At 40.7% G+C, this 20,302-nt stretch carries 21 protein-coding genes, 2 tRNA genes and 1 riboswitch; of the genes, 13 read left to right on the forward strand and 10 right to left on the reverse strand.

Annotation, left to right across the window (positions count from 1 at the left end):
- Positions 1–52: 52 nt before the first annotated feature.
- Entirely contained in the window at positions 53–1,765 is a 1,713-nt protein-coding gene (locus HMPREF0013_RS17495; protein WP_005804177.1) for an electron transfer flavoprotein-ubiquinone oxidoreductase, read from the reverse strand.
- A 187-nt stretch (positions 1,766–1,952) separates the two neighbouring features.
- Here HMPREF0013_RS17495 and HMPREF0013_RS17500 point away from each other — a divergent pair, with 187 nt between their 5' ends.
- The 5 genes from HMPREF0013_RS17500 (at position 1,953) to HMPREF0013_RS17520 (ending at position 6,356) form a co-directional block, all read left to right on the forward strand.
- Positions 1,953–2,564 (forward strand): DUF1285 domain-containing protein, encoded by a 612-nt coding sequence (locus HMPREF0013_RS17500; protein WP_002114653.1) that lies wholly within the window; start codon positions 1,953–1,955, stop codon positions 2,562–2,564.
- A 46-nt stretch (positions 2,565–2,610) separates the two neighbouring features.
- Positions 2,611–3,477, forward strand: coding sequence for a glutamate racemase (gene murI, locus HMPREF0013_RS17505; RefSeq protein WP_005804179.1), 867 nt, complete (start codon positions 2,611–2,613; stop codon positions 3,475–3,477).
- 116 nt (positions 3,478–3,593) lie between these two features.
- Entirely contained in the window at positions 3,594–4,598 is a 1,005-nt protein-coding gene (locus HMPREF0013_RS17510) for a DUF4062 domain-containing protein (protein WP_005804181.1), read from the forward strand.
- A gap of 73 nt (positions 4,599–4,671) precedes the next feature.
- Entirely contained in the window at positions 4,672–5,688 is a 1,017-nt protein-coding gene (hemH, locus tag HMPREF0013_RS17515; RefSeq protein ID WP_002114714.1) for a ferrochelatase, read from the forward strand.
- 23 nt (positions 5,689–5,711) lie between these two features.
- A complete protein-coding gene (locus HMPREF0013_RS17520) occupies positions 5,712–6,356 on the forward strand; it encodes an MBL fold metallo-hydrolase (protein WP_005045031.1) in 645 nt (214 codons plus the stop codon).
- Here the strand turns inward: HMPREF0013_RS17520 and HMPREF0013_RS17525 are convergent.
- On the reverse strand, positions 6,353–6,547 hold the full coding sequence (locus tag HMPREF0013_RS17525) for a DNA gyrase inhibitor YacG (RefSeq protein WP_002114956.1): 195 nt from the start codon (positions 6,545–6,547) through the stop codon (positions 6,353–6,355). The two genes, HMPREF0013_RS17520 and HMPREF0013_RS17525, sit on opposite strands and share 4 nt — an antisense overlap.
- Positions 6,548–6,634: 87 nt before the next feature.
- Between HMPREF0013_RS17525 and HMPREF0013_RS17530 the strand changes: the two genes are divergently transcribed.
- From HMPREF0013_RS17530 to crcB, 4 genes are all read left to right on the forward strand, one after another.
- Positions 6,635–7,273 carry an SAM-dependent methyltransferase gene (locus HMPREF0013_RS17530; RefSeq protein WP_078224410.1) on the forward strand — a complete coding sequence of 213 codons (639 nt, stop codon included), beginning with the start codon at positions 6,635–6,637 and terminating at the stop codon, positions 7,271–7,273.
- Complete coding sequence (locus HMPREF0013_RS17535; protein ID WP_002114725.1) at positions 7,263–8,468, forward strand: TIGR03862 family flavoprotein; 1,206 nt, start codon at positions 7,263–7,265, stop codon at positions 8,466–8,468. Before HMPREF0013_RS17530 ends, HMPREF0013_RS17535 begins: the two co-directional genes overlap by 11 nt.
- Positions 8,469–8,546: 78 nt before the next feature.
- A complete protein-coding gene (locus HMPREF0013_RS17540; RefSeq protein ID WP_002115014.1) occupies positions 8,547–8,957 on the forward strand; it encodes a GFA family protein in 411 nt (136 codons plus the stop codon).
- 44 nt (positions 8,958–9,001) lie between these two features.
- Positions 9,002–9,068, forward strand: a riboswitch (Fluoride riboswitch).
- A gap of 124 nt (positions 9,069–9,192) precedes the next feature.
- On the forward strand, positions 9,193–9,573 hold the full coding sequence (gene crcB / locus HMPREF0013_RS17545; RefSeq protein ID WP_002115071.1) for a fluoride efflux transporter CrcB: 381 nt from the start codon (positions 9,193–9,195) through the stop codon (positions 9,571–9,573).
- Positions 9,574–10,075: 502 nt separating this feature from the next.
- On the opposite strand, the gene HMPREF0013_RS17550 is transcribed toward crcB, so the two are convergent.
- The 3 genes from HMPREF0013_RS17550 to HMPREF0013_RS17560 form a co-directional block, all read right to left on the reverse strand.
- On the reverse strand, positions 10,076–10,408 hold the full coding sequence (locus tag HMPREF0013_RS17550) for a HopJ type III effector protein (protein ID WP_002114866.1): 333 nt from the start codon (positions 10,406–10,408) through the stop codon (positions 10,076–10,078).
- A gap of 249 nt (positions 10,409–10,657) precedes the next feature.
- Positions 10,658–10,912 carry a type B 50S ribosomal protein L31 gene (locus tag HMPREF0013_RS17555; RefSeq protein ID WP_002114896.1) on the reverse strand — a complete coding sequence of 85 codons (255 nt, stop codon included), beginning with the start codon at positions 10,910–10,912 and terminating at the stop codon, positions 10,658–10,660.
- 101 nt (positions 10,913–11,013) lie between these two features.
- The gene (locus tag HMPREF0013_RS17560) at positions 11,014–12,312 is read right to left on the reverse strand and encodes an ABC1 kinase family protein (RefSeq protein WP_002115159.1); all 1,299 of its coding nucleotides are present in this window, start codon (positions 12,310–12,312) and stop codon (positions 11,014–11,016) included.
- A gap of 256 nt (positions 12,313–12,568) precedes the next feature.
- Between HMPREF0013_RS17560 and HMPREF0013_RS17565 the strand changes: the two genes are divergently transcribed.
- Both HMPREF0013_RS17565 and HMPREF0013_RS17570 read left to right on the forward strand, forming a co-directional pair.
- Entirely contained in the window at positions 12,569–13,816 is a 1,248-nt protein-coding gene (locus HMPREF0013_RS17565; protein ID WP_002114788.1) for an SfnB family sulfur acquisition oxidoreductase, read from the forward strand.
- Between the two features lie 32 nt (positions 13,817–13,848).
- Complete coding sequence (locus HMPREF0013_RS17570) at positions 13,849–15,099, forward strand: acyl-CoA dehydrogenase family protein (protein ID WP_002115020.1); 1,251 nt, start codon at positions 13,849–13,851, stop codon at positions 15,097–15,099.
- Positions 15,100–15,132: 33 nt separating this feature from the next.
- Here HMPREF0013_RS17570 and abeM read toward each other — a convergent pair whose 3' ends face one another.
- Entirely contained in the window at positions 15,133–16,479 is a 1,347-nt protein-coding gene (gene abeM, locus HMPREF0013_RS17575; protein WP_005079254.1) for a multidrug efflux MATE transporter AbeM, read from the reverse strand.
- Between the two features lie 32 nt (positions 16,480–16,511).
- On the reverse strand, positions 16,512–16,973 hold the full coding sequence (locus HMPREF0013_RS17580) for a DMT family transporter (RefSeq protein WP_005065993.1): 462 nt from the start codon (positions 16,971–16,973) through the stop codon (positions 16,512–16,514).
- Positions 16,974–17,089: 116 nt separating this feature from the next.
- Between HMPREF0013_RS17580 and hemW the strand changes: the two genes are divergently transcribed.
- Complete coding sequence (gene hemW, locus HMPREF0013_RS17585; protein ID WP_002114655.1) at positions 17,090–18,244, forward strand: radical SAM family heme chaperone HemW; 1,155 nt, start codon at positions 17,090–17,092, stop codon at positions 18,242–18,244.
- A 46-nt stretch (positions 18,245–18,290) separates the two neighbouring features.
- On the opposite strand, the gene HMPREF0013_RS17590 is transcribed toward hemW, so the two are convergent.
- The gene (locus HMPREF0013_RS17590) at positions 18,291–19,046 is read right to left on the reverse strand and encodes an SDR family oxidoreductase (protein WP_002115153.1); all 756 of its coding nucleotides are present in this window, start codon (positions 19,044–19,046) and stop codon (positions 18,291–18,293) included.
- Between the two features lie 112 nt (positions 19,047–19,158).
- Between HMPREF0013_RS17590 and HMPREF0013_RS17595 the strand changes: the two genes are divergently transcribed.
- Positions 19,159–20,055: a LysR family transcriptional regulator gene (locus tag HMPREF0013_RS17595; protein WP_005804188.1), complete on the forward strand. Its 897-nt coding sequence runs from the start codon at positions 19,159–19,161 to the stop codon at positions 20,053–20,055.
- Positions 20,056–20,118: 63 nt separating this feature from the next.
- On the opposite strand, the gene HMPREF0013_RS17600 is transcribed toward HMPREF0013_RS17595, so the two are convergent.
- Both HMPREF0013_RS17600 and HMPREF0013_RS17605 read right to left on the reverse strand, forming a co-directional pair.
- Positions 20,119–20,194: transfer RNA gene (locus HMPREF0013_RS17600), tRNA-Lys, on the reverse strand.
- Between the two features lie 22 nt (positions 20,195–20,216).
- Positions 20,217–20,292: transfer RNA gene (locus HMPREF0013_RS17605), tRNA-Lys, on the reverse strand.
- Between the last annotated feature and the right edge of the window lie 10 nt (positions 20,293–20,302).

The raw sequence follows: 20,302 nt of genomic DNA on the forward strand, positions 1-20,302 counted from the left end.
GCTTTTTTATTACATATTAGGATATGAGCCGCGGCTAAAGCGGCGCAAGGAATTACATGTTAGGGTAATTCGGACCACCGCCGCCTTCAGGCGTTACCCATGTGATATTTTGAGATGGGTCTTTAATATCACAGGTCTTACAGTGAACACAGTTCGCTGCGTTAATCTGGAAGCGTTTAGAACCATCATCATTTTCCATGATTTCGTAAACACCAGCAGGGCAGTAGCGCTGAGCAGGCTCATCCCATTTTGGTAAGTTCACATTCACTGGAATTGAAGGATCAGTAAGCTTCAAGTGAGCTGGCTGGTTTTCTTCATGTACAGTGTTTGAAATAAATACTGAAGATAAACGGTCAAATGTAAGTTTGCCATCCGGTTTTGGATAGTTTGGCTTAAAGCTTGTTGCATCAACAGTTTTCAATGCAGCAAAGTCTTGCTTCAAGTCATGTAAAGTGAATGGCACTTTAAAGACATTCTGGTCGATAAAGTTAAATGCACCACCCATCCATTGACCAAATTTATGCATCGCTGGGCCAAAGTTACGAGAGTTATAAAGCTCTTCTTTTAACCAGCTGTTGTTAAATTTGTCAGTGTATGAAGTCAATTCTTTAACGAATAAATCTTCGCCTTCAGTAACACGTGCAATCGCAAGATCACCGCCTTTTTCTACACCCGCAGCAATTGCTTCAAATACAGCTTCACCACATAACATGCCTGATTTCATGGCAGTGTGTGAGCCTTTGATTTTTGCAAAGTTTAAGAAACCTGCATCATCACCAATCAAGCAACCGCCCGGGAAAGTTAATTTAGGAAGAGAGTTGAAACCGCCTTTCACTACCGCACGTGCGCCGTAAGAAATACGTTTACCACCTTCTAAATACTGTTTAATCAGTGGGTGAGTTTTCCAGCGCTGCATTTCCATAAATGGATACATGTGTGGATTTTCATAAGACAAGTCCACAATCATGCCCAAAGTAACTTGGTTGTTTTCAGCGTGGTATAACCACCAGCCACCTGAAGAAGCTGTTTCTGCTAAAGGCCAACCTGCACCGTGCATGACTAAGCCCGGTTTATGTTTTGCTGGGTCAATTTCCCAAAGCTCTTTAATCCCGATACCGTAGTGCTGAGGATCAGCATCTTTATCAAGGTTGTATTTCGCAATTAGGCGTTTTCCTAAGTGACCACGGCAACCTTCAGCGAAGAGGGTATATTTAGCGTGAAGCTCATAGCCTGGAGTAAAGTTATGCGTTGGTTCGCCATCTTTACCAATACCCATGTCGCCTGTTTGAATACCTTTTACAGTACCGTCTTCATGGTAAAGTACTTCAGATGCAGCAAAGCCAGGGAAGATAGAAACTTCTAGCTCTTCAGCTTTTTGCCCTAACCAGCGAACTACGTTACCTAAAGAGATCACATAGTTACCATCGTTATGCATGGTTTTAGGAACCATCCAGTGAGGTACTTCTTTAGAAGTGGTGTCTGAAAGTAAGAAGAAAGTTTTGTCTTCAGTTACAGGGACATTAAGAGGCGCGCCTTCATCTTTCCAGTTCGGGAAAAGTTCATTGATGGCACGTGGCTCAAGCACAGCACCAGACAAGATATGCGCACCTACTTCAGAGCCTTTTTCAACTACACAAACAGAAAGATCGGGTAAGTTTTTTTCAATCGCTAATTGACGGATCTTAATCGCAGCAGATAGACCTGCAGGTCCTGCACCTACGATGACAACGTCAAACTCCATCGATTCACGTTCGATGTGTTCCATGTAGGACTCCTCAATACTTAAAGGTGGCAACCGTCATATTCAGATAATTCGGTGCTGCCGTGAGTGTTTTAATCCATAGGCGCAAATATGCTATTGTGCCTTTTATCGTTTGGGCTAGTATAGTTTTAAACCATGATCTAGCCAATTGGCTGAGTCGTAACATTTTTTCGTCAGCAAGGCATAAACTATGGTAAATCAAAATAATTCACCATCGGATATGGGAAAAATACCGTTATCTGATGATAAAAACTTAATGAACATTGCACAATACTTAAAAGGTGTACAGCAAAGTCACAAAAGGTCAATTCCACCTTTAGAGCAGTGGCATCCAAAGCATTGCGGCAAAATGGATTTGACAGTGAAATCCAATGGAGAATGGTGGCACGAAGGTCAATTAATCAAGCGCCAAGCTCTATTAGATCTGTTTACCAAAGTCCTATGGAAAGAAGAAGGCAAATTCTACCTGAAAACCCCTGTAGAACAAATTGAAATCGAAGTTGAAGATGAACCTTTATTAGTCAATCAGGCAGATCAGGTCGAAATTTCAGGTGAGCAATTTTTACAACTGACCACCACTAACCAAGATGTAATTTTGGTTGATGCAGAACATCCTATTTTTATGCGTGAATATGCAGGAGAGTTGCGTCCTTATGTGCATGTCCGTTTTGGAATTAATGCGCTGATTCAACGTCAGGCTTTCTATCATTTGGTGAACTATGGAACACTAATTGAAAACGATAAAGGTGAAACCATTTTAGAGCTAAAAAGTGGTAATTTGCTCTTGCAATTAGGCACTTGAGGTTTAAGCTTTAGGGAGTGAAATTTTCTGACACTTCAGTACAGCTATGACCGCCATACAACCTTTATTTTCCGAGCTAGAACCTATGCCTAAAGCATCAGCAGATGCCCCAATTGGTATTTTTGATTCGGGAATTGGAGGAATGTCAGTTGCAGCAGAAATTGCCAAATATTTGCCCAATGAACGTATTGTGTATTATGCCGATACTGCCTACGTGCCTTATGGTCCACGTTCTGATGAAGAAATTAGAGAACTCACGGCTCGAGCAGTCGATTGGCTATATCGTCAAGGCTGTAAAATTGCAGTCGTAGCCTGCAATACGGCTTCCGCATTTAGCCTTGATCATTTGCGTGAGCATTATGGTGAACACTTTCCAATTGTTGGATTGGTTCCAGCATTAAAACCTGCTGTATTACAGACTCGTTCTAAAGTGGTTGCTGTATTGGCGACGCCTGCTACTTTTCGTGGCCAACTCATTAAAGATGTTGTCGAGAAGTTTGCTGTTCCGGCGGGTGTTAAAGTGATGACCTTAACCAGCCTTGAACTTGTTCCTTGTGTAGAGGCAGGTCAGCAAATGGGTGAGGCATGTTTAAAGGCATTAAAAGAAGTTTTACAGCCCGCCGCTGAGCAAGGTGCCGACTATTTAGTGCTCGGTTGCACGCATTATCCTTTCTTAAATCAAGCAATTCATCATCTTTTTGATAACCAATTCACACTGGTTGATTCTGGATTGGCAGTTGCCCGACAAACAGCCCGTATTTTAATAAAAAATGAGTTATTATGTGACCAAATAGGTCAGAATGTTGCACGTATTGAATGTTATGTCAGCGGTAATAATGCTGAGGCACTGCAACCTGTTTTACAACATATGATTCCACAAGAGTTAACTTGGACACTTCATAATCTAAACTGATCTTTTAGCATCATTTAGAAAGTAGTGTTTTTTAGATTTATTATTTTATTTGGGGCGGTTCATGATCTTGGCTGATATTAAGTCACGGACAGATCATGGGGCGAAAGGGTATTGTTATGCTCGATACACGCTATCAGATTTTTATTTCAACGTCTGGCCGCGATATGCAGCCAGAGCGAATGGTTTTGTCTCAAACCTTGGTAGGGATGGGTTTCTTTGCTTGGGGATTAGAACAACGAACACCCCTCACCACTACGCTTGCACGTCGACAAATTGATGAATGTGATTATGTAATCCTACTTTTAGGCAGCCAGTATGGAGAGCAGTCGATTTCTGGTGTGAGTTATTTATCTTTAGAGTATGAATATGCGTTAAGTCAGGCTAAACCCATTATTGTTTTCATGCATGAGCAGCCCGAAAGTCGTGAAATGCATTTACAAGAAACACATCCACAGCTTAAAGGTAAATTTCTCGTATTTAGAAAAAAACTATTACATGAAGCTTACCACGTATTTTACTTTAAAAGCCTCCGTGACTTAGAGCTAGCTGTCCGTTTAAATATGCCTTTAATCATGGAGCAGCATATCGGGCAAGGTTGGGTTCCTGCTCATCAGGCTCATCACTTAGAAGATGAAATTAAACTATTAAAAAGTAAAATTTTACAGTTAGAACAACAATTAGCAGAATCATCAGATCAAGTAAATGAAGTTGCTCCTCAAGATGTGTTTGCATTTGAATATCAAATTCAAGCATTTCAGGATGGCAATTTTAAAGAGCTGAAACGACAACGACAAATGACTTGGTCGCAGTTGTTAAGTATATTGGCAAAGCAGTTTGAAACAGCGACACCAGAAGAGAATTTTGGGACATGTTTAAATGAATATTTGAATCAGGCTGGCCTAGAAGATGCTCGTCAGGAGTTACCTCGTGCTCATGCTGTTGCCTGCGCTCAGATTAACCATAAGGCATTGTTTCGGATTAAAAAGCAAATGCAGTCACAGGGCTGGATTCTTCCAATTCAGACTGAACAATCCTATAGCTTATGGAAAGTCACAGCTAAAGCTCAAAAGTTATTACGTAGCTATAAATGGAATCATCGGGGCATTCGATTAAAAGCTTAGAGCGATTCAATTTATATATGACAATAAAAGCTGTTACATTAGTGACATAAGATGAATTGAAAGGCATTTACACATGTCGTTTGAACAAAAACCGAAAGTCACAGTCATTTTAGCGAATTTAGGTACACCGGATGAGGCCACTGTTCCTGCGGTTCGCCGTTTTCTAAAGCAGTTTTTATCTGATTCACGTGTAATTGAAATACCGAAATTCATTTGGTGGATTATTTTAAATCTGTTTGTTTTACCTTTTCGCCCAAAAAGGGTAGCACATGCCTATGCTTCGGTATGGTCAAAAGATTCGCCGATGCGTGAAATTGTGTTTGAGCAAACTCAACGTATTGAGGCTTATTTGCAGCGAGAAAATAATCAGTTTGATTTAACCGTGATACCGGCGATGACCTACGGTAATCCGGGTATTGACGTAGTTTTAGAAAAATTGGCGACTAACCCGCAAGAGCATGTCATTTTATTGCCTTTATTTCCTCAATATTCCGCAACGTCTACAGCGCCGTTATATGATGCATTTGCCAAGTGGATTCCAGCTCAGCGGAACTTGCCGGGTTTAACGATTATTAAAGATTATTATCAACATCCAATGTTTATTCAGGCATTGGCAGAAAGCGTTTTAGCCTACCAAGAGCAGTATGGTAAACCTGAAAAACTGTTGATGTCATTTCATGGTATTCCACAGCCTTATGCAGACAAAGGCGACCCTTATGCAGACCGCTGTCGCATTACTGCAAAGTTAGTCGCTGAAGCTTTGCATTTAAAAGAGGATGAATGGGCAATTAGCTTCCAATCACGTTTTGGAAAACAAGAATGGGTGAAACCTTATACTGACCAGCTTTTACAAGATTGGGCGAAGCAGGGCGTTAAGTCAGTTCAAGTTTTAAGTCCCGCTTTTTCTGCCGATTGTTTAGAAACACTTGAAGAGTTAGCCATCCAAAACGCTGAGTTGTTTCAAGAGTTGGGTGGCGGAAGCTATTCTTACATTCCTGCTTTAAATAGTGATCAGGCTCATATTGATTTGCTTGCAGGGTTAGTTCAGGCTAATCTTGATGCCCTTACTTATACCTTAGCCCACCGTTAATTGCGTTTTAGCCAGAGGTTCTTATGCTGCAAGTCAAAATTGTTCCAGTTACTGCATTTGCTCAAAACTGTTCCCTTGTTTGGGACAGTGAAACGAAAGAAGCAGTTTTGATTGATGCGGGTGGTGATGCTGCTGTTTTGAAAAAAGAAGTTGAAGCCTTAGGTCTAAAAGTGAAGGCTCTGTGGCTAACTCATGGGCATTTAGATCATGCAGGAGCAGTAGGCGAGCTTGCCAAAGAATGGAGCGTTCCTGTTATTGGTCCACACAAAGAAGATCAGTTCTGGCTAGACATGATTCAAGAAGTATCAGCACGTTATGGCTTTCCAATTCCACAACCTGTCAAAGTCGATCAATGGCTTGAAGGTGGTGAAGTACTAAAACTGGGCGAAGATGAATTTGAAGTACGCTTTGCACCGGGGCATACGCCAGGTCATGTGGTTTTCTATAATAAAAACCATGGCTTACTTTGGACAGGCGATGTTCTGTTTAAAGGTTCGATTGGGCGAACAGACTTCCCACGTGGAAACCATGATCAGTTGATTGAATCGATTAAACGAGAGTGTTTTAGTTTGCCAGATGATACTCAGTTTATTTCGGGACATGGTCCGATGAGTACCATTGGCTATGAAAAACAATTTAACCCGTTTGTCGCGGGTAAAGCAGGTTAATCCTCGTAATCATCTTCATTTTGACTACCCTTGTTATGCTGAGGCGCATCTTGGGTAGGCAGTCTATACTCATCATTTGCCCAAGCACCTAAATCAATTAATTTACAGCGTTCAGAGCAAAATGGACGAAATTCATTACCTTCCCAAACACTTGGTTCACCACAACGTGGGCAGGGGAATGTACGTGGCATAAAGCGATATCCTCAAAGTGAAGAGAAATAGATTAGGCAAAAGTCAGGTGACTTGTTAGACTTATGCCGATTTTTATTTAGTTTGATGTGATTATGCAGATTCGTCAATTTCAAGCACAACGTATGCAAGCGCCTCGCGATTTTACCCCAATTGAAAATACCCCGATTTGTGTAGAAATTGGAGCGGGCAAGGGTAAACATGCTTTGCTTTTTAGCGGGCAACAGCCGCAGCACACATTGTATGCAATTGAACGAACCCGAGAAAAATTCTTGGCAATGCAAAAACAGCATGGTCTGGAACCAAGAGATAATTTAATTCCTGTACATGCAGATGCTTTACCGTGGGTGGTACATGCACTACATCCTGCTCAAGTTGAACATTTCTTTATTCTCTATCCAAACCCAGAACCCCATAATCCAGCACAGCGCTGGTTGAATATGCCATTTTTTGAGTTCTTAATCTCTCGTCTGCAAACAGGTGGAACCATTACTTTGGCAAGTAATATTCCTGAATATATTGAAGAAGCTGAACAACAATTAATTAATGTCTGGAAGCTGCCTTACCAAAAAGAAAAAATTGCTCAAACATCTGCACGTACTCATTTTGAAATTAAGTATTTAGAACGTGGAGAACTTTGCCAACAGCTTGTGATCACTAAACCTGAAGGTTACAGCACACGTTTTGATGAGTTTGCCCCATTACAAGGTCAAGTGCATGGCGAATAAGCGGGTTGCCATTATTGGTGCAGGTCCGGCTGGTTTAATGGCAGCTGAGGTGTTGAGCCAATATGCTTATGATATTGATGTATACGAGCAGAAACCTTCAGCGGCGCGTAAGTTTCTCATGGCAGGTAAAACGGGGTTAAATATCTCGCATGCCGAACCTTTAGCGCAATTTATTGAGCGCTATGACCGTGTAGAATGGCTCAAACCGTGGGTGGAAAAATGGGATGCAATCTGGATTCAAAATTGGATAAAAAGTCTGGGAATTGAATCTTATGTGGGTACTTCAGGTCGTATTTTTCCTGTCGAAATGAAAGCGGCACCTTTACTGCGTGCTTGGCTAAAACGTTTGGCAGAACAGCAGGTTAAATTCTTTTATCGTCATCGTTGTATTAATTTGCAAGGCACAACGGTAACTTTAGAAAACCAAAATAATCAAAGCGCTGAAACCTTTACCCAGCAATACGATGCAGTAGTATTGGCTTGTGGTGCTGTGTCTTGGTCACAATTAGGTAGTGATGGTGCTTGGCAGCAATGGGTTGATCAATCCAATATTGAACCTTTTCAAGCGAGTAATGCAGGAGTATTGCACGCTTGGTCAGCTTTTATGGAAAGCTGTTTTGGTGAACCTTTAAAACGTATCAATGCGTGGGTTGAACCCAGCCAAGTTACTCATGGTGATATTGTGATTACTCACTATGGGTTAGAAAGTGGTGTTATTTATAAACTTGGACGTGCTTTACGAGAACAACAAAAACAAGGGCAAAGCTTAAATTTGTTTTTAGATTTATTGCCTGATGTAGAGTTGTCACAGTTAGTTAAAAAATTACAGGCTAGCAAAAAACAATCGCTCACCAATATCTGGCGTAAAGCAGGCTTGGACACGACCAAGATTAACTTAATTCGAGAAGTGGTTGATAAAGCACTATGGAACCAACCAGAGGCTATGGCCCAGCGAATCAAAGCGCTCCAAATTAAGTTAGAGGGCTTTAGACCCATTGAAGAAGCGATTAGCTGTGCTGGTGGTGTTAAGCAGAATGCACTAACTGAAAGCTTAGAGCTTAAACAAACTTCAGGGGTATTCTGTTGTGGTGAAATGCTGGATTGGGATGCTCCTACAGGTGGATATTTACTTACAGCATGCTTTGCTACAGGGCGAGCGGCTGGTGAAGGTGTGCATTCTTTTTTAGAAAAATAACAGGATAATTTGGTGCTATGTTTGATATGTGAAAAGTGTTATTTTTGAGCGATCAATAATAATAGGATTTACGAGAACATGTCTCAAGCATCACCAGTTTATCAAGGAAGTTGTTTATGTCAGGGTATTCGCTATGAAATTAAAGGCGATATCGGAGATATTATTCAATGTCACTGTCAACGCTGTCGAAAATCCAATGGAACAGCATTTGCCACCAATGCTCCTGTTAAAAGTACAGATTTTAAAATTACACAAGGTGAAAACCTTGTCAAAAAATTTGCTGTGAACGGTGTGTACCGCTGGTTTTGTGGCGAATGTGGTTCACCGCTTATTAGTTCGCGTGATGCTCAACCTGAACTATATCGTATAAGAATTGGGTCACTCGATACACCATTAGACCAAAAGCCGACAATGCATATTTTTGCTGCTTCTAAGGCAGAGTGGGAAAGCATTTGTGATGATTTACCGCAATACGATGAACGCCCATGATTTAAAAAGTATGTTTAAATCAAATTCAAGATGATCTAATATATTTAAAATAGGGAGATGGCATTCCTCCCTTGAAAAACCGCCGTATTGGCTAATGATGCCTACGTTACCCTCATGTATTTATATCGCTGGGTACGTAGGTTATTGCGTACTCTGCTTATTTTTGGAGTACGCTGTGTCATATTTCCCTTCATTATTTTTTGCTCTTTTAGCGTCTATCTAAAGGGGTGGTCCTATGTATTACTCTCTACTTTCAATTGCTTTAGGCTCAGTTCTAGGGGCATGGTTGCGTTGGTTTTTAGGTTTAAAACTTAACCCGATTTACCCGCAAATTCCACTGGGTACCGTCACTGTTAATTTGGTCGGTGGTTTTATTATTGGTTTTGCAGTTGCCTATTTTGCTCAAAGTGATTTAAGTCCGAACTATAAGCTTTTTGTGATTACTGGTTTTTGTGGTGCTTTAACTACCTTTTCAACGTTCTCGATTGAGATCGTCACTTTATTACAAAGTGGTAAGTTGGGTATGGCGATATTGGGGATTTCCATCCATTTAATTGGGTCATTAATTTTTACGTGTTTGGGGTTAGCGACTTATCATTGGGTAGCGGGGCATTGAGTTTTTATATTTAAGAATTGACCATGATTTCAAGTTGTGAGAGCTCATCGAAGTTGAGTGTTGGGTAGGATTTTCACGACGGAGTCTTATCGTTGAGTTATCTAATGGAAGCAGCTAATTAAGTTACTTTGGTTTTGCCCAAAGTAACCAAAGGCATCTGTCATTCGCAGAACCTGTTCACTGAATCCATTTATCTTATGCTTTGCAAAAACGATCTTTTATTGACACCACGCAGGCTGCGAATGACGTTATCGCGTATCGAATGTAAGGGGCTAATAAAATAATTAAGAAAAATAAGGCATTTACTATCGTGACAGACGGCATGGATGCCGTCGTTTCGCTGTGCTACATGGATGTAGCATCAGCGCAACAAAGGATTTTTGTTACTTTTCATCCTTGAAAAGTAAGCTTAGCCTATACAATCCATCATTTGGATATCACTTCCATTTAAGGCAATGCTCATAATAAAAATTAAGTCGTTTCTATTATTTATTTAAATCTATTACTTTTCAGTTAAAGCTTGACCTTCAAACTTCACACCATCCCAACCATTTTGCATAAACTGACGAATATTTTGGTGGTCAGTTCCCTCTGGGGTAGCTAATACAGATGCGTAGTGCTCTGCAAATAAACTTAAAGTTTGTGCTTGGTCTAACCCTTGTAACTTGGCAAAAGAGAAAACTTTTGCACTGCCTTGATTTTCAGTAGCAGCGTTATGCTGTGCACCATTTTGAAAAGCCGTTGGAGTATGTTGGTAACGTGCTTCAATATGAGCTAAAACGTCTGAAAATTTTGCTGTGCCTGCTTGTAATTGGGCAAGTAACTCTTGTGCCATAATCTTAAACTTCCTATCAAATGGGGCTTAAGCATAGCATTGAATACATGCTTTGAAAGCTTGGCAATTATAAAAATTGAGGAGTTATTGAAAAAAATCAGAAGTGTTTTTAGACAACTTGTGGATAAGTTTTCTTTTATACACAGTTTATAAATGATGAAAAATACACATAAAAAAAGAAGCCTAAGTGGAGGAGATAGTCTTAGGCTTCCAATGATTTAAGTGTATTGGTCAAATCTTAACGCAAGATTAACTCTTACGATTAAAGCGAGCGAAACGTTTATTGAAGCTTGCTACACGGCCTTCGTTACTTGCTTGACGTACTTCACCTGTGTAGAAAGGGTGTGATGCACTTGAAATATCAAGAGTGACATAAGGGTAGACTTTCCCTTGATACTCTTTGGTTTGTTTAGACTGAAGAGTACTACCAATTAAGAAGTACACGTCTGCATTGGTGTCATGAAATAACACTTGTTGATAAGCAGGATGAATATCTTTACGCATGAGAGATTGTCCTAAATTATTTTTGATTAAAGAAATGTTATAACATAACAATTAAAAAGTCAATGTAACCCATAAAAGGCTACACTGATCAGTAAATCAAGTTAGTTAGAAGGTGGAACAAGCTCTTCAAATAGATCGTTTAGATTGTCATGAACTTTTAAGTGAATCAGGTTCCAGTAATGTCCTGAAATGGTTCTGTTGACCATTAAAGTATCTGGTGATGGTTTAAAGACATCCCAATACTTCAAAGATTTTTTCACAAGTAACATGCCATCATGATGTGATGAGTTCTCTGCAAAATTATAAGTGGTGGTAAGCGGACGTAACAATACTTCAATCCAGAGTTTATATAGATCACTCGGGAATTTGCCTTTTTCAGCAAGTGAATGTAGTTCAAATAATTCTGTTTCGATCAAATCGATATTTTCATGGCGAGCTGCATTTACTAAGCGTTTAAAGTGCTGCACGATTTCATTTGAAAGCGTTTTAACACTGCCATAGTCATAAATAATGACACTGCCATCTTGGCGGAAAGCAAAGTTACCCGGATGAGGGTCACAGTGAAAACGTTTTAAAAAGAACATTTCCTGACCTAAAGCACGAATCAAGCGGCGTCCAATGGTATTTCGAATTTCGATAGGCCAAGCGCTGGCAGTTTCAATGCTGTCACCTTGTTCGAGACTCAAGGTTAAAATACGTCTTGAAGAGTAATCTTTATAAACAGTCGGGATGATAATTTTGTCATCTAATTGGCTATGAAATGTTTTGAAAACTTCAAGGTTTTGAGCCTCGATTTCATAGTTAAGCTCTGCTGACAGACTATCTTGAATCTCTGCAAAAAGCTGATCTTGTAGCTTTTTATCAATTTTAAGCACACCCATTAAACGAAGTGCCAAACGTACTTGTTTTAAGTCACTTTCACAGGCTTCATCAACACCCGGATATTGCACTTTAACAACAACTTGCTCGCCACTTGGCAAGACAGCTTTGTGAACTTGTCCAATTGAAGCAGCTGCAAAAGGTTCTTGATCAAAAGATTTAAAGGCAACATTCAGCGGCTTTCCAAGCTCACGTTCAACTTGTTGTTGAATAGCAGCAAAGGGCATAGGTGGAGCTTGGCGCTGTAACTTAGAAATTGCTTTAGCGACCTCGGGTGGGAAAATATCTTTATATTGTGATGCAATTTGGCCGACCTTCATGACGGCACCTTTCATTTCGCCTAAGGTGTCGGCAATTTGCAAACCAATATCCTGAAATAACTTGGTTTTTGAAGCCAGCTTTTGTTCTTCATCTGCGGTCAAGTTTCGAATCGAGTTAGAAACGGTTTTCGTTGCAATGCTCGCGGTCATTCCTGCAAGTTTCATAAATCGTTTGCCGGGTGAACTTGCATTCTTTGCCATATCTTCGATACCTCATTGACTACAACATAATATTGCCTAGTTTTGATCATAGGTGACAAAGCTTAAAAAGCCTATATGAAATTGTTTATCTCATGTAAGAAATTTTTCGAAAAACAAAATGTTATTTTTATAGTAAAAAATATGAAAAGCTTGTGAAAATCCATTTCATAAACAAAGCTTTAATATCTATAAAGTGCCTGTTTTTTTGGTGGTAATGTGAATGACAGGTTAAATAAAAATAGAGATAACAAAAGTTATGACAAGTTTAAGTTCGGCCCATGGGCGGTCTCAGGCGGTTCCTTTATCTGTGTTTGAGCAGTCAAAAGATGCGCATATTATTCGTTCTGATGAAGAGGCAATTGAGCTTGCCAAACAACTTGCTCAAGAGTTTGCACAAGAAGCATCTGAGCGAGACAAAGAGCGCCGTTTACCTCTAAACGAAATTCAACAGTTCTCACAAAGTGGCTTATGGGCTATTACGGTTCCCAAGCAATTTGGTGGTGCCCAAGTTAAATATCGAACCTTGGCTGAGGTCATCAAAACAATTGCGAGTGTTGACCCATCTCTTGCACAGCTTCCTCAAAATCACTTGGCTTTTATTGAACATTTACGCCTTGATGCAGGCCCAGAACAACAACAATTTTTCTTTAACTTAGTGTTGAGAGGGATTCGTTTTGGCAATGCCTTTTCAGAAAAACATAGCAAAACGGTGGCTGACCTCACTACCACATTACGAAAGACCGAGCACGGTTATGAAATTAATGGCAAGAAGTTTTTTGCAACAGGTGCATTGCTTGCGCATTGGGTTCCTATTGTCGCTGTAAATGAAGAGGGGCAACCTTATGCGGCGCTAGTTCCTCGGGAAACTTCAGGGGTGAATATTATTAATGACTGGTCTGGTTTCGGGCAAAGAACCACGGCCAGTGGAACCGTTGAACTTAATCAAGTTCCAGTACGTGAAGAATATCTAATTCCGATTTATCAGGCTTTTGAGCGTCCTACCCCAGCAGGTGCAATTTCACAATTTATTCAAGCTGCTGTTGATGCTGGTATTGCACGTGGCGCAATTGAAGAAACAATTCACTATGTCAAAAATCATAGTCGTGCATGGGTCGATTCAGGTTTGGAAAAAGCGAGTGATGATCCCTATACGATTGCAAACATTGGTGATTTAAAAATAAAACTTCGTGCGGCAGAAGCGGTATTAGATTTAGCAGGAGATGCGATTGATCAAGCGATTGCCGACACGACAGAAGAGCATGTAAACCAAGCCACATTACTGGTTGCTGAAGCAAAAGTACTCACTACAGAAGTTGCGATTTTAGCAGCGAATAAGCTTTTTGAGTTGTCTGGAACACGGTCAACCTTGTCTGAGCTTAATCTGGACCGCCATTGGCGTAATGCGCGTACTCATACCTTGCATGATCCAGTGCGTTGGAAATATCACATTGTCGGTAATTACTACCTCAATGGCATCCATCCACCTCGTCATGCATGGAGCTAAAGTGAAGAAAAAATAAGATTAGGAGAATAAAGATGACGATTACCCAAATTGAATTAGAAGAACTATCTGTAGGCGCCGATTATGAAAAGGTCGCAAGTAGATTTCGCCCAGTTTTTGAAAAAATTGCCCAAGGTGCAATTCAGCGAGAAAAAGAACGAATCTTGCCTTTTGAACCGATTCAGTGGTTAAAAGAACTCAAGTTAGGTGCGGTACGTGTTCCGGTTAAATATGGTGGAGATGGGGTGTCATTACCGCAACTTTTCCAGCTTTTAGCAGAGTTAGCACAAGCAGACTCGAATATTGTGCAAGCTTTGCGTGGACACTTCGCTTTTGTTGAAGACCGCTTAGTTGCCCATAAAGAGCACTCACAAGAGGTTTGGTTTCAGCGTTTTGTACAAGGTGATTTAGTTGGGAATGCATGGACCGAAGTTGGAAATGTGCAAATCGGTGATGTCGTTACACGAGTAACCAAAGATGCTTCGGGCAACTTGGTAGTGAATGGTGAAAAGTACTATTCAACGGGAAGTATCTTTGCTGACTGGATCGATTTATTTGCTTACGATGAAGTAAATGACCGCCATGTGATTGCTGCTATTTATCGCCATGAAACAGGCGTGAGTGTGATTGATGATTGGGATGGCTTTGGTCAAAAGACGACGGGTAGCGGTACTTTAAAAGTACATCAGGTTCACTTGCCGGCTTCGCACCTTATTCCATTTGACCAGCGTTTTAAATATCAAACTGCTTTTTATCAAGTCGTCCATCTTGCAACTTTAACGGGTATTGCACATGCGGCAGTAGAAACTTTTAGTCAGGAGATTCGTGAGAGAAAACGTATTTTTAGTCATGGTAATGGAGACATTGTTCGTCATGACCCACAAGTTTTACAGGTGGTGGGTAAAGCCTCTGCTCAAGCTTACGGAAGTCTAGCAATTACGATTAAAACAGCTGAAGCATTGCAGAAGGCTTATGAAAGTCACTTTAGTGAGTTAGAGGTGAAAGAACATCAGTTTAATGTAGATGCAGAGCTTGAGTCGGCGCAAGGACAGGTGGTGATTTCTAATTTGGTACTCGACTTAACCAGCCAATTATTTAATGCTTTGGGCGCGTCAGCAAGTAGTCAGGTCAAACAACTCGACCGTTTCTGGCGTAATGCTCGAACGGTGTCTTCACATAATCCGCTCATCTATAAAGAAAAGGTGATTGGAGATTGGGAAGTAAACCGTACCGATTTGCCCTTTGTCTGGCAAATTGGAGCAAGCCCGCGAGCCAAGTCTGCATAAAATAAAAAAGCCGATGAATAATCGGCTTTTTTATTAGGTTTTGCTTAAACGTTTGGTATTTAAATAAAGCCTTGAAAGTAATAAAACACAAGCAATGCTTAAACCAATAATTAAGCCTAACCATACGCCAGCTACACCCCAATGGGTATAACGTGCTAAATAAAGTCCGATAGGAAAAGCAATCACCCAATATGCCATGAGTGTAATCCACATCGGTGCTTGCGTATCTTGCATCCCTCTTAAACAGCCTGCGGCACTCACTTGCAATGCATCCATCAGCTGATAACCCATTGCAAACCAGAGTAAATACATGGCAACAGGAACTACATCTATATCTTGAGTATAAACCGAGACAATTTGTTCACGACCTAGAGCAATAAAAGACATGGTCAATAAGGCAAAAAATATTGCCGTGCTTAGACCAATCTTTTGGACTTGGTACATCGAAGCCCAGTTCTTTTCACCATAATAGGTTCCCACACGAATGGTCAGGGCAATCGCAAGTGAAAGCGGGATCATAAACAGCACAGAGGTAACTGAAATTGCAACTTGATGCGCTGCAATAAAGACTTCACCTAGTGGGCTAAGTACCAATGCACCTGTACTAAAAATACTGACTTCAAAGAACACGGCTAAACCGATGGGTAGGCCAAGCTGTAAGATTCTTTTTACCCAAGTCAGGTTAATTTTATCGAATCTGCTAAAAATAGACGTGTTACGGTAAGCCGAAGCTTTATAAATATAGCCAGCTAAAGTAATTAGCATGAGCCACTGTAAAATGGAGGTTGCAAAACCACAGCCTGCGCTACCTAATGCAGGTATTGGCCCTAATCCATGCATAAAAATCATGTTTAAAGGGATTAAAACCACTAAGGCCAGTAAGCTAATGACCGTTACAGGACGTGGATGGCCTAAAGCCTCAGAATAACCGCGTAGGGCTGCGTACATGGTCACAGCTGGCATGCCTAAACCAATCGCATGTAAAAATAAACTTGCTTTAGGCTGTAAGCTTTTTGGTACGCCAAACACATGTAAGAAAAACGGCATAAGCTGCAAAATGAGCATAGCCATTACGCCTAAAATGATGGCGACCCATAAGGATTGACGAACAATGACAGGAATTTGTTCTGTATTTCTTGCGCCCTTTGCTTCAGCGACCAAAGGTGTAGTTGCAATCATAATGCCACTGAACAGGAGCATGACTGGGATCCATAAGCCCACACCTACCGCAATTGCTGCTAAATCGGTTGCAGATAAATGCCCAGCCATAATAGTGTCAATTAACCCAAATCCCGCTTGAGCAAACTGGGTAATTAAAATCGGTAGCATTAAGTGGAAGAGTTGTTTTAATTCAGACCGAAAAGATGTGACATTCGACACAAAAGGTACTCTTTTTAAATATAAAAATGAAGCTAACGTTGCAAAGTGAGTAACACACCGACAAAGATGATCACGCCACCCAGAAACCGTTGCCATGTAACAGGTGTCTTTTCTGTACCTAACCAACCAAAATGGTCAAGCAACATTGAAATGAGCAATTGCCCAAAAACGACTAGCCCTGTAAAGGTTAAAAAACCAAGTTTAGGTGCAGTATAAATGCTCATGCTAATTGCATAAACCCCAAGGAATCCTCCTGTCCAAAGAAGCCATGGAATATTTGATATTTCACTTAAAGAGGGCTTTTCGGCACTTTGGAAAAAAACCATAACGGCTAAAACAATAGTACCTATGAAAAATGATAATAAAGCTGCTTGCAACGGTGAGTGTAGTTGCTCGCGCAGTTGAGCATTGATTGCAGTCTGAAAAGCCATGGCAACACCGATTCCCATAGCTAGAGGTAAGATCAGGAAAAGTTGACTAGAGAATTTCATCATTTTTATCAATATTTAAGTATGTTTAAAAACAGTCTAAAGCAATTAAGGTATGTTTTCATAAGCCCATTGATGCAGTCATGTTAAAATAGAAATATTGTGTAAATTGGACCTGCTCCTTGGCCGTATTAAATCCTGCTTCTGTTCCTTTATCTTTATATATCCATATGCCTTGGTGCGTGCGTAAATGTCCATATTGTGACTTTAACTCGCATGCCGTACCAGATGGAGCGCTTTCGGCAGAACTCGAGCAAACCTATTTAAAGGCGTTGGTGGCCGACTTTGAAACTCAAGTTGAGATGGCTCAGGGACGTTCAATTCATAGTGTATTTATTGGTGGTGGAACGCCTTCACTTATTTCTGCTAAAGGCTATGCGTGGCTGTTTGAACAGCTTAAGTCATTGCTCAAATTTGAAGATGGCTGTGAAATCACCCTAGAGGCAAATCCCGGAACACTAGAACATGATCCGTTTGCAGGCTATTTAGAAGCAGGTATTAACCGTTTATCGATTGGTGTGCAGACTTTTAATACAGAGCACTTGCAAAAGCTTGGGCGTATTCATTCAGTCAACAATGCTATGGATGCAATTGAGCAGGCACGACAAGCAGGCTTTAAGCGAGTTAATGTCGATTTAATGCATGGCCTACCTGAGCAAACGCTAGAGCAAGCACTTTATGATTTAAAGATGGCTGTAGAGCATGGCGCGACACATATCAGTTGGTATCAACTGACTATTGAGCCAAACACCGTATTCTTCCGTACGCAGCCCGTTTTACCTCAAGATGAGGTGTTAGAAGATATTCAAGAGCAGGGTGAAGCTTATCTAAAAGCCAATGGTTTTATAAATTATGAAGTGTCGGCTTGGCGTAAAGAGCAGCCTTCAGCTCATAATTTAAATTATTGGGAATTTGGTGATTACCTTGCGATTGGTGCAGGGGCACATGGCAAAGTAACCCGACCAGATGGTGTATATCGTTTCCAAAAGACTCGTTTGCCAAAAGACTATTTGGCTAAGGTTCCAGCCGAACATTTGCAAATGAAAAAGATTGAGGCAGAAGAGCTACCTTTTGAGTTCATGATGAATGCTTTACGTCTAAATGATGGCGTAAAAGCTGAGTTATATGAGCAGCGCACAGGTTTAAGCCTAGATCACTTAAATGAAGTACTCACTTCACTACGAGCTAGAAAGTTATTGGTAGAGGATCATTCTCGTTTGGCTTGTACTGAGCAGGGGCATATTTTCTTAAATTCGGTACTAGAAGAGTTCTTGTAAAGAAACAAATTAAAAAGCCGCACATTGAGATGCGGCTTTTTTGATTTTAGCGAGTGGTATAGCCGCCATTTGCAAAAATTGTTTGACCTGTAATCCACCAACCTTCGGTTACCAGAAAGCGAACTAAAGGTTCGATATCTTCAATTTTGGTGAGTCCACCTAAAGCTGAAGCTGATTTATGGTAAGCGACTGCTTCGGCAGATTCCTGACCATAAAAGAACGGTGTGTCCATTGGGCCAGGTGCAACCGCAGTCACGGAAATCTGGCGATCACCAAATTCTTTTGATGCGGCACGTGTGTAATGCTCAACAGGCGCCTTTAAACCTTCATAGGTTGAGTAGAGTCCAGTGTAGGCTGCAAGAAGAGAAGTCACGATTGAACAAATCTTGCCGCCATCATTTAAATGACGACCCGCCGATTGAATAAAGAAATAGGCAATTTTTGAGTTGATATCGCTCATGCTATCAAACTCTTGTTCTGTGGTGTCTAAAAAAGATTTCTTTAAAACCTTTCCAACTGTATTGATCGCAATATCTATTCCGCCAAAATGCTGCTTAGTGTCTAAGAAGAGCTTTTCGATATTATCAATATCCGTTAGGTCTGCTTGAATTAAAACAGCGTCTGCACCCAATGCTTTAACTGCTGCGAGCGTTTGCTCTGCGTCTGTCTGAGTTTCAGCGCTGTTGTAGTGAATCGCAAGCTTTGCACCTTGTTCTGCAAATTTACAGCTAATGAGTCCACCTAAGTTTTTTGCACCGCCTGTAATCAGTACAACTTTATCTTTTAGGGTATGAGTTGCCATGATGGTTGTTCCTGTGATGACTTGTTTTAATGTGTTTTTAGTCTAGATTGGCTGTAATTTTTGATCAATTATGCTAGTTTGGTTTAACTATTCAAAAAATACGAACAATTAAATGGATCGGTTGCAGCAATTTTTTATTTTTACAGAAGTCGCTAAGCGACAAAGCTTTATTGAAGTGGCAAATCAGCTTGATTTACCTCGCTCGACAGTAACGAGCGCAATTCAACAGCTAGAAACTCACTATGGGGTACGCTTATTTCATCGAACTACGCGTAAAGTTAGCCTCACTCAAGATGGACAACGAATATTACCTGAGTGTCAAAATCTGTTATTTGATTATGAACAGCTCGAACAGCTTATACAGGCACAAAAGCAGCATTATCGTGGCACGCTAAAAATTTCAATGCCCAGCCGAATCGTGCATCAAGTGATTATTCCTGAACTTCCCGATTTTTATAGTCGCTATCCAGATATCCATTTACAACTTCATAGCTCTGATGACATTACTGATTTAATCGAGAAAGGAATTGATTGTGTTGTTCGGGTGGGGCAGCTAGATAATAGTAGTTTGATCGCGAAGTTCGTTGGTAACTTGATTATGGTGAACTGTGCAAGTGCTGACTATTTAGAACAGTACGGTATTCCTGAACAATTAGAAGATCTATCTCAACACAAACTTATTAACTATGCAGGAGCGGTAGGAGAGAAACAGGGCGTATTTTCATATCAAGATGGAGCTGTGATGATGGATAGTGCTTTAAGCGTGAATAATACGGAAGCCTATATTGCAGCAGCTAGTGCAGGTTTAGGAATTATTCAACTTCCATACTACGATGTTCAGGATAAAATCGAGCAGGGAACTTTAGTTGAAGTACTAAGCGCCTATACTGCTCAATCGCTTCCACTTAATATTTTATATCCGAACCGGAGTTATATTCCTAAACGTTTGGAAATCTTTATGGAATGGGCTAGGGATGTTCTATATAAGAAGTGCATCGTCATCTTTTAGTCATAAAACTAAAATACATTAACAATAAAAAAAGCCTCTCGAACTGAGAGGCTTTTTAGAATTTGGTGGGTCGTCCGCGACTCGAACGCGGGACCAACGGATTAAAAGTCCGCTGCTCTACCAACTGAGCTAACGACCCAAATAGGTTCAAAACAGATAAGTGGTGGGTCGTCCGCGACTCGAACGCGGGACCAACGGATTAAAAGTCCGCTGCTCTACCAACTGAGCTAACGACCCGTATCGTTTT

Origin of the sequence: Acinetobacter sp. SH024 (genome assembly GCF_000163635.1) — a bacterium.
Lineage (GTDB): Bacteria > Pseudomonadota > Gammaproteobacteria > Pseudomonadales > Moraxellaceae > Acinetobacter > Acinetobacter pittii.

Coding starts and splice junctions, on each gene's coding strand:
- HMPREF0013_RS17495 (WP_005804177.1), bottom strand. CDS start 1,765: ATGGAACACATCGAACGTGAATCGATGGAGTTTGACGTTGTCATCGTA.
- HMPREF0013_RS17500 (WP_002114653.1), top strand. CDS start 1,953: ATGGTAAATCAAAATAATTCACCATCGGATATGGGAAAAATACCGTTA.
- murI (WP_005804179.1), top strand. CDS start 2,611: ATGACCGCCATACAACCTTTATTTTCCGAGCTAGAACCTATGCCTAAA.
- HMPREF0013_RS17510 (WP_005804181.1), top strand. CDS start 3,594: ATGCTCGATACACGCTATCAGATTTTTATTTCAACGTCTGGCCGCGAT.
- hemH (WP_002114714.1), top strand. CDS start 4,672: ATGTCGTTTGAACAAAAACCGAAAGTCACAGTCATTTTAGCGAATTTA.
- HMPREF0013_RS17520 (WP_005045031.1), top strand. CDS start 5,712: ATGCTGCAAGTCAAAATTGTTCCAGTTACTGCATTTGCTCAAAACTGT.
- HMPREF0013_RS17525 (WP_002114956.1), bottom strand. CDS start 6,547: ATGCCACGTACATTCCCCTGCCCACGTTGTGGTGAACCAAGTGTTTGG.
- HMPREF0013_RS17535 (WP_002114725.1), top strand. CDS start 7,263: ATGGCGAATAAGCGGGTTGCCATTATTGGTGCAGGTCCGGCTGGTTTA.
- HMPREF0013_RS17540 (WP_002115014.1), top strand. CDS start 8,547: ATGTCTCAAGCATCACCAGTTTATCAAGGAAGTTGTTTATGTCAGGGT.
- crcB (WP_002115071.1), top strand. CDS start 9,193: ATGTATTACTCTCTACTTTCAATTGCTTTAGGCTCAGTTCTAGGGGCA.
- HMPREF0013_RS17550 (WP_002114866.1), bottom strand. CDS start 10,408: ATGGCACAAGAGTTACTTGCCCAATTACAAGCAGGCACAGCAAAATTT.
- HMPREF0013_RS17555 (WP_002114896.1), bottom strand. CDS start 10,912: ATGCGTAAAGATATTCATCCTGCTTATCAACAAGTGTTATTTCATGAC.
- HMPREF0013_RS17560 (WP_002115159.1), bottom strand. CDS start 12,312: ATGGCAAAGAATGCAAGTTCACCCGGCAAACGATTTATGAAACTTGCA.
- HMPREF0013_RS17565 (WP_002114788.1), top strand. CDS start 12,569: ATGACAAGTTTAAGTTCGGCCCATGGGCGGTCTCAGGCGGTTCCTTTA.
- HMPREF0013_RS17570 (WP_002115020.1), top strand. CDS start 13,849: ATGACGATTACCCAAATTGAATTAGAAGAACTATCTGTAGGCGCCGAT.
- HMPREF0013_RS17580 (WP_005065993.1), bottom strand. CDS start 16,973: ATGATGAAATTCTCTAGTCAACTTTTCCTGATCTTACCTCTAGCTATG.
- HMPREF0013_RS17590 (WP_002115153.1), bottom strand. CDS start 19,046: ATGGCAACTCATACCCTAAAAGATAAAGTTGTACTGATTACAGGCGGT.
- HMPREF0013_RS17595 (WP_005804188.1), top strand. CDS start 19,159: ATGGATCGGTTGCAGCAATTTTTTATTTTTACAGAAGTCGCTAAGCGA.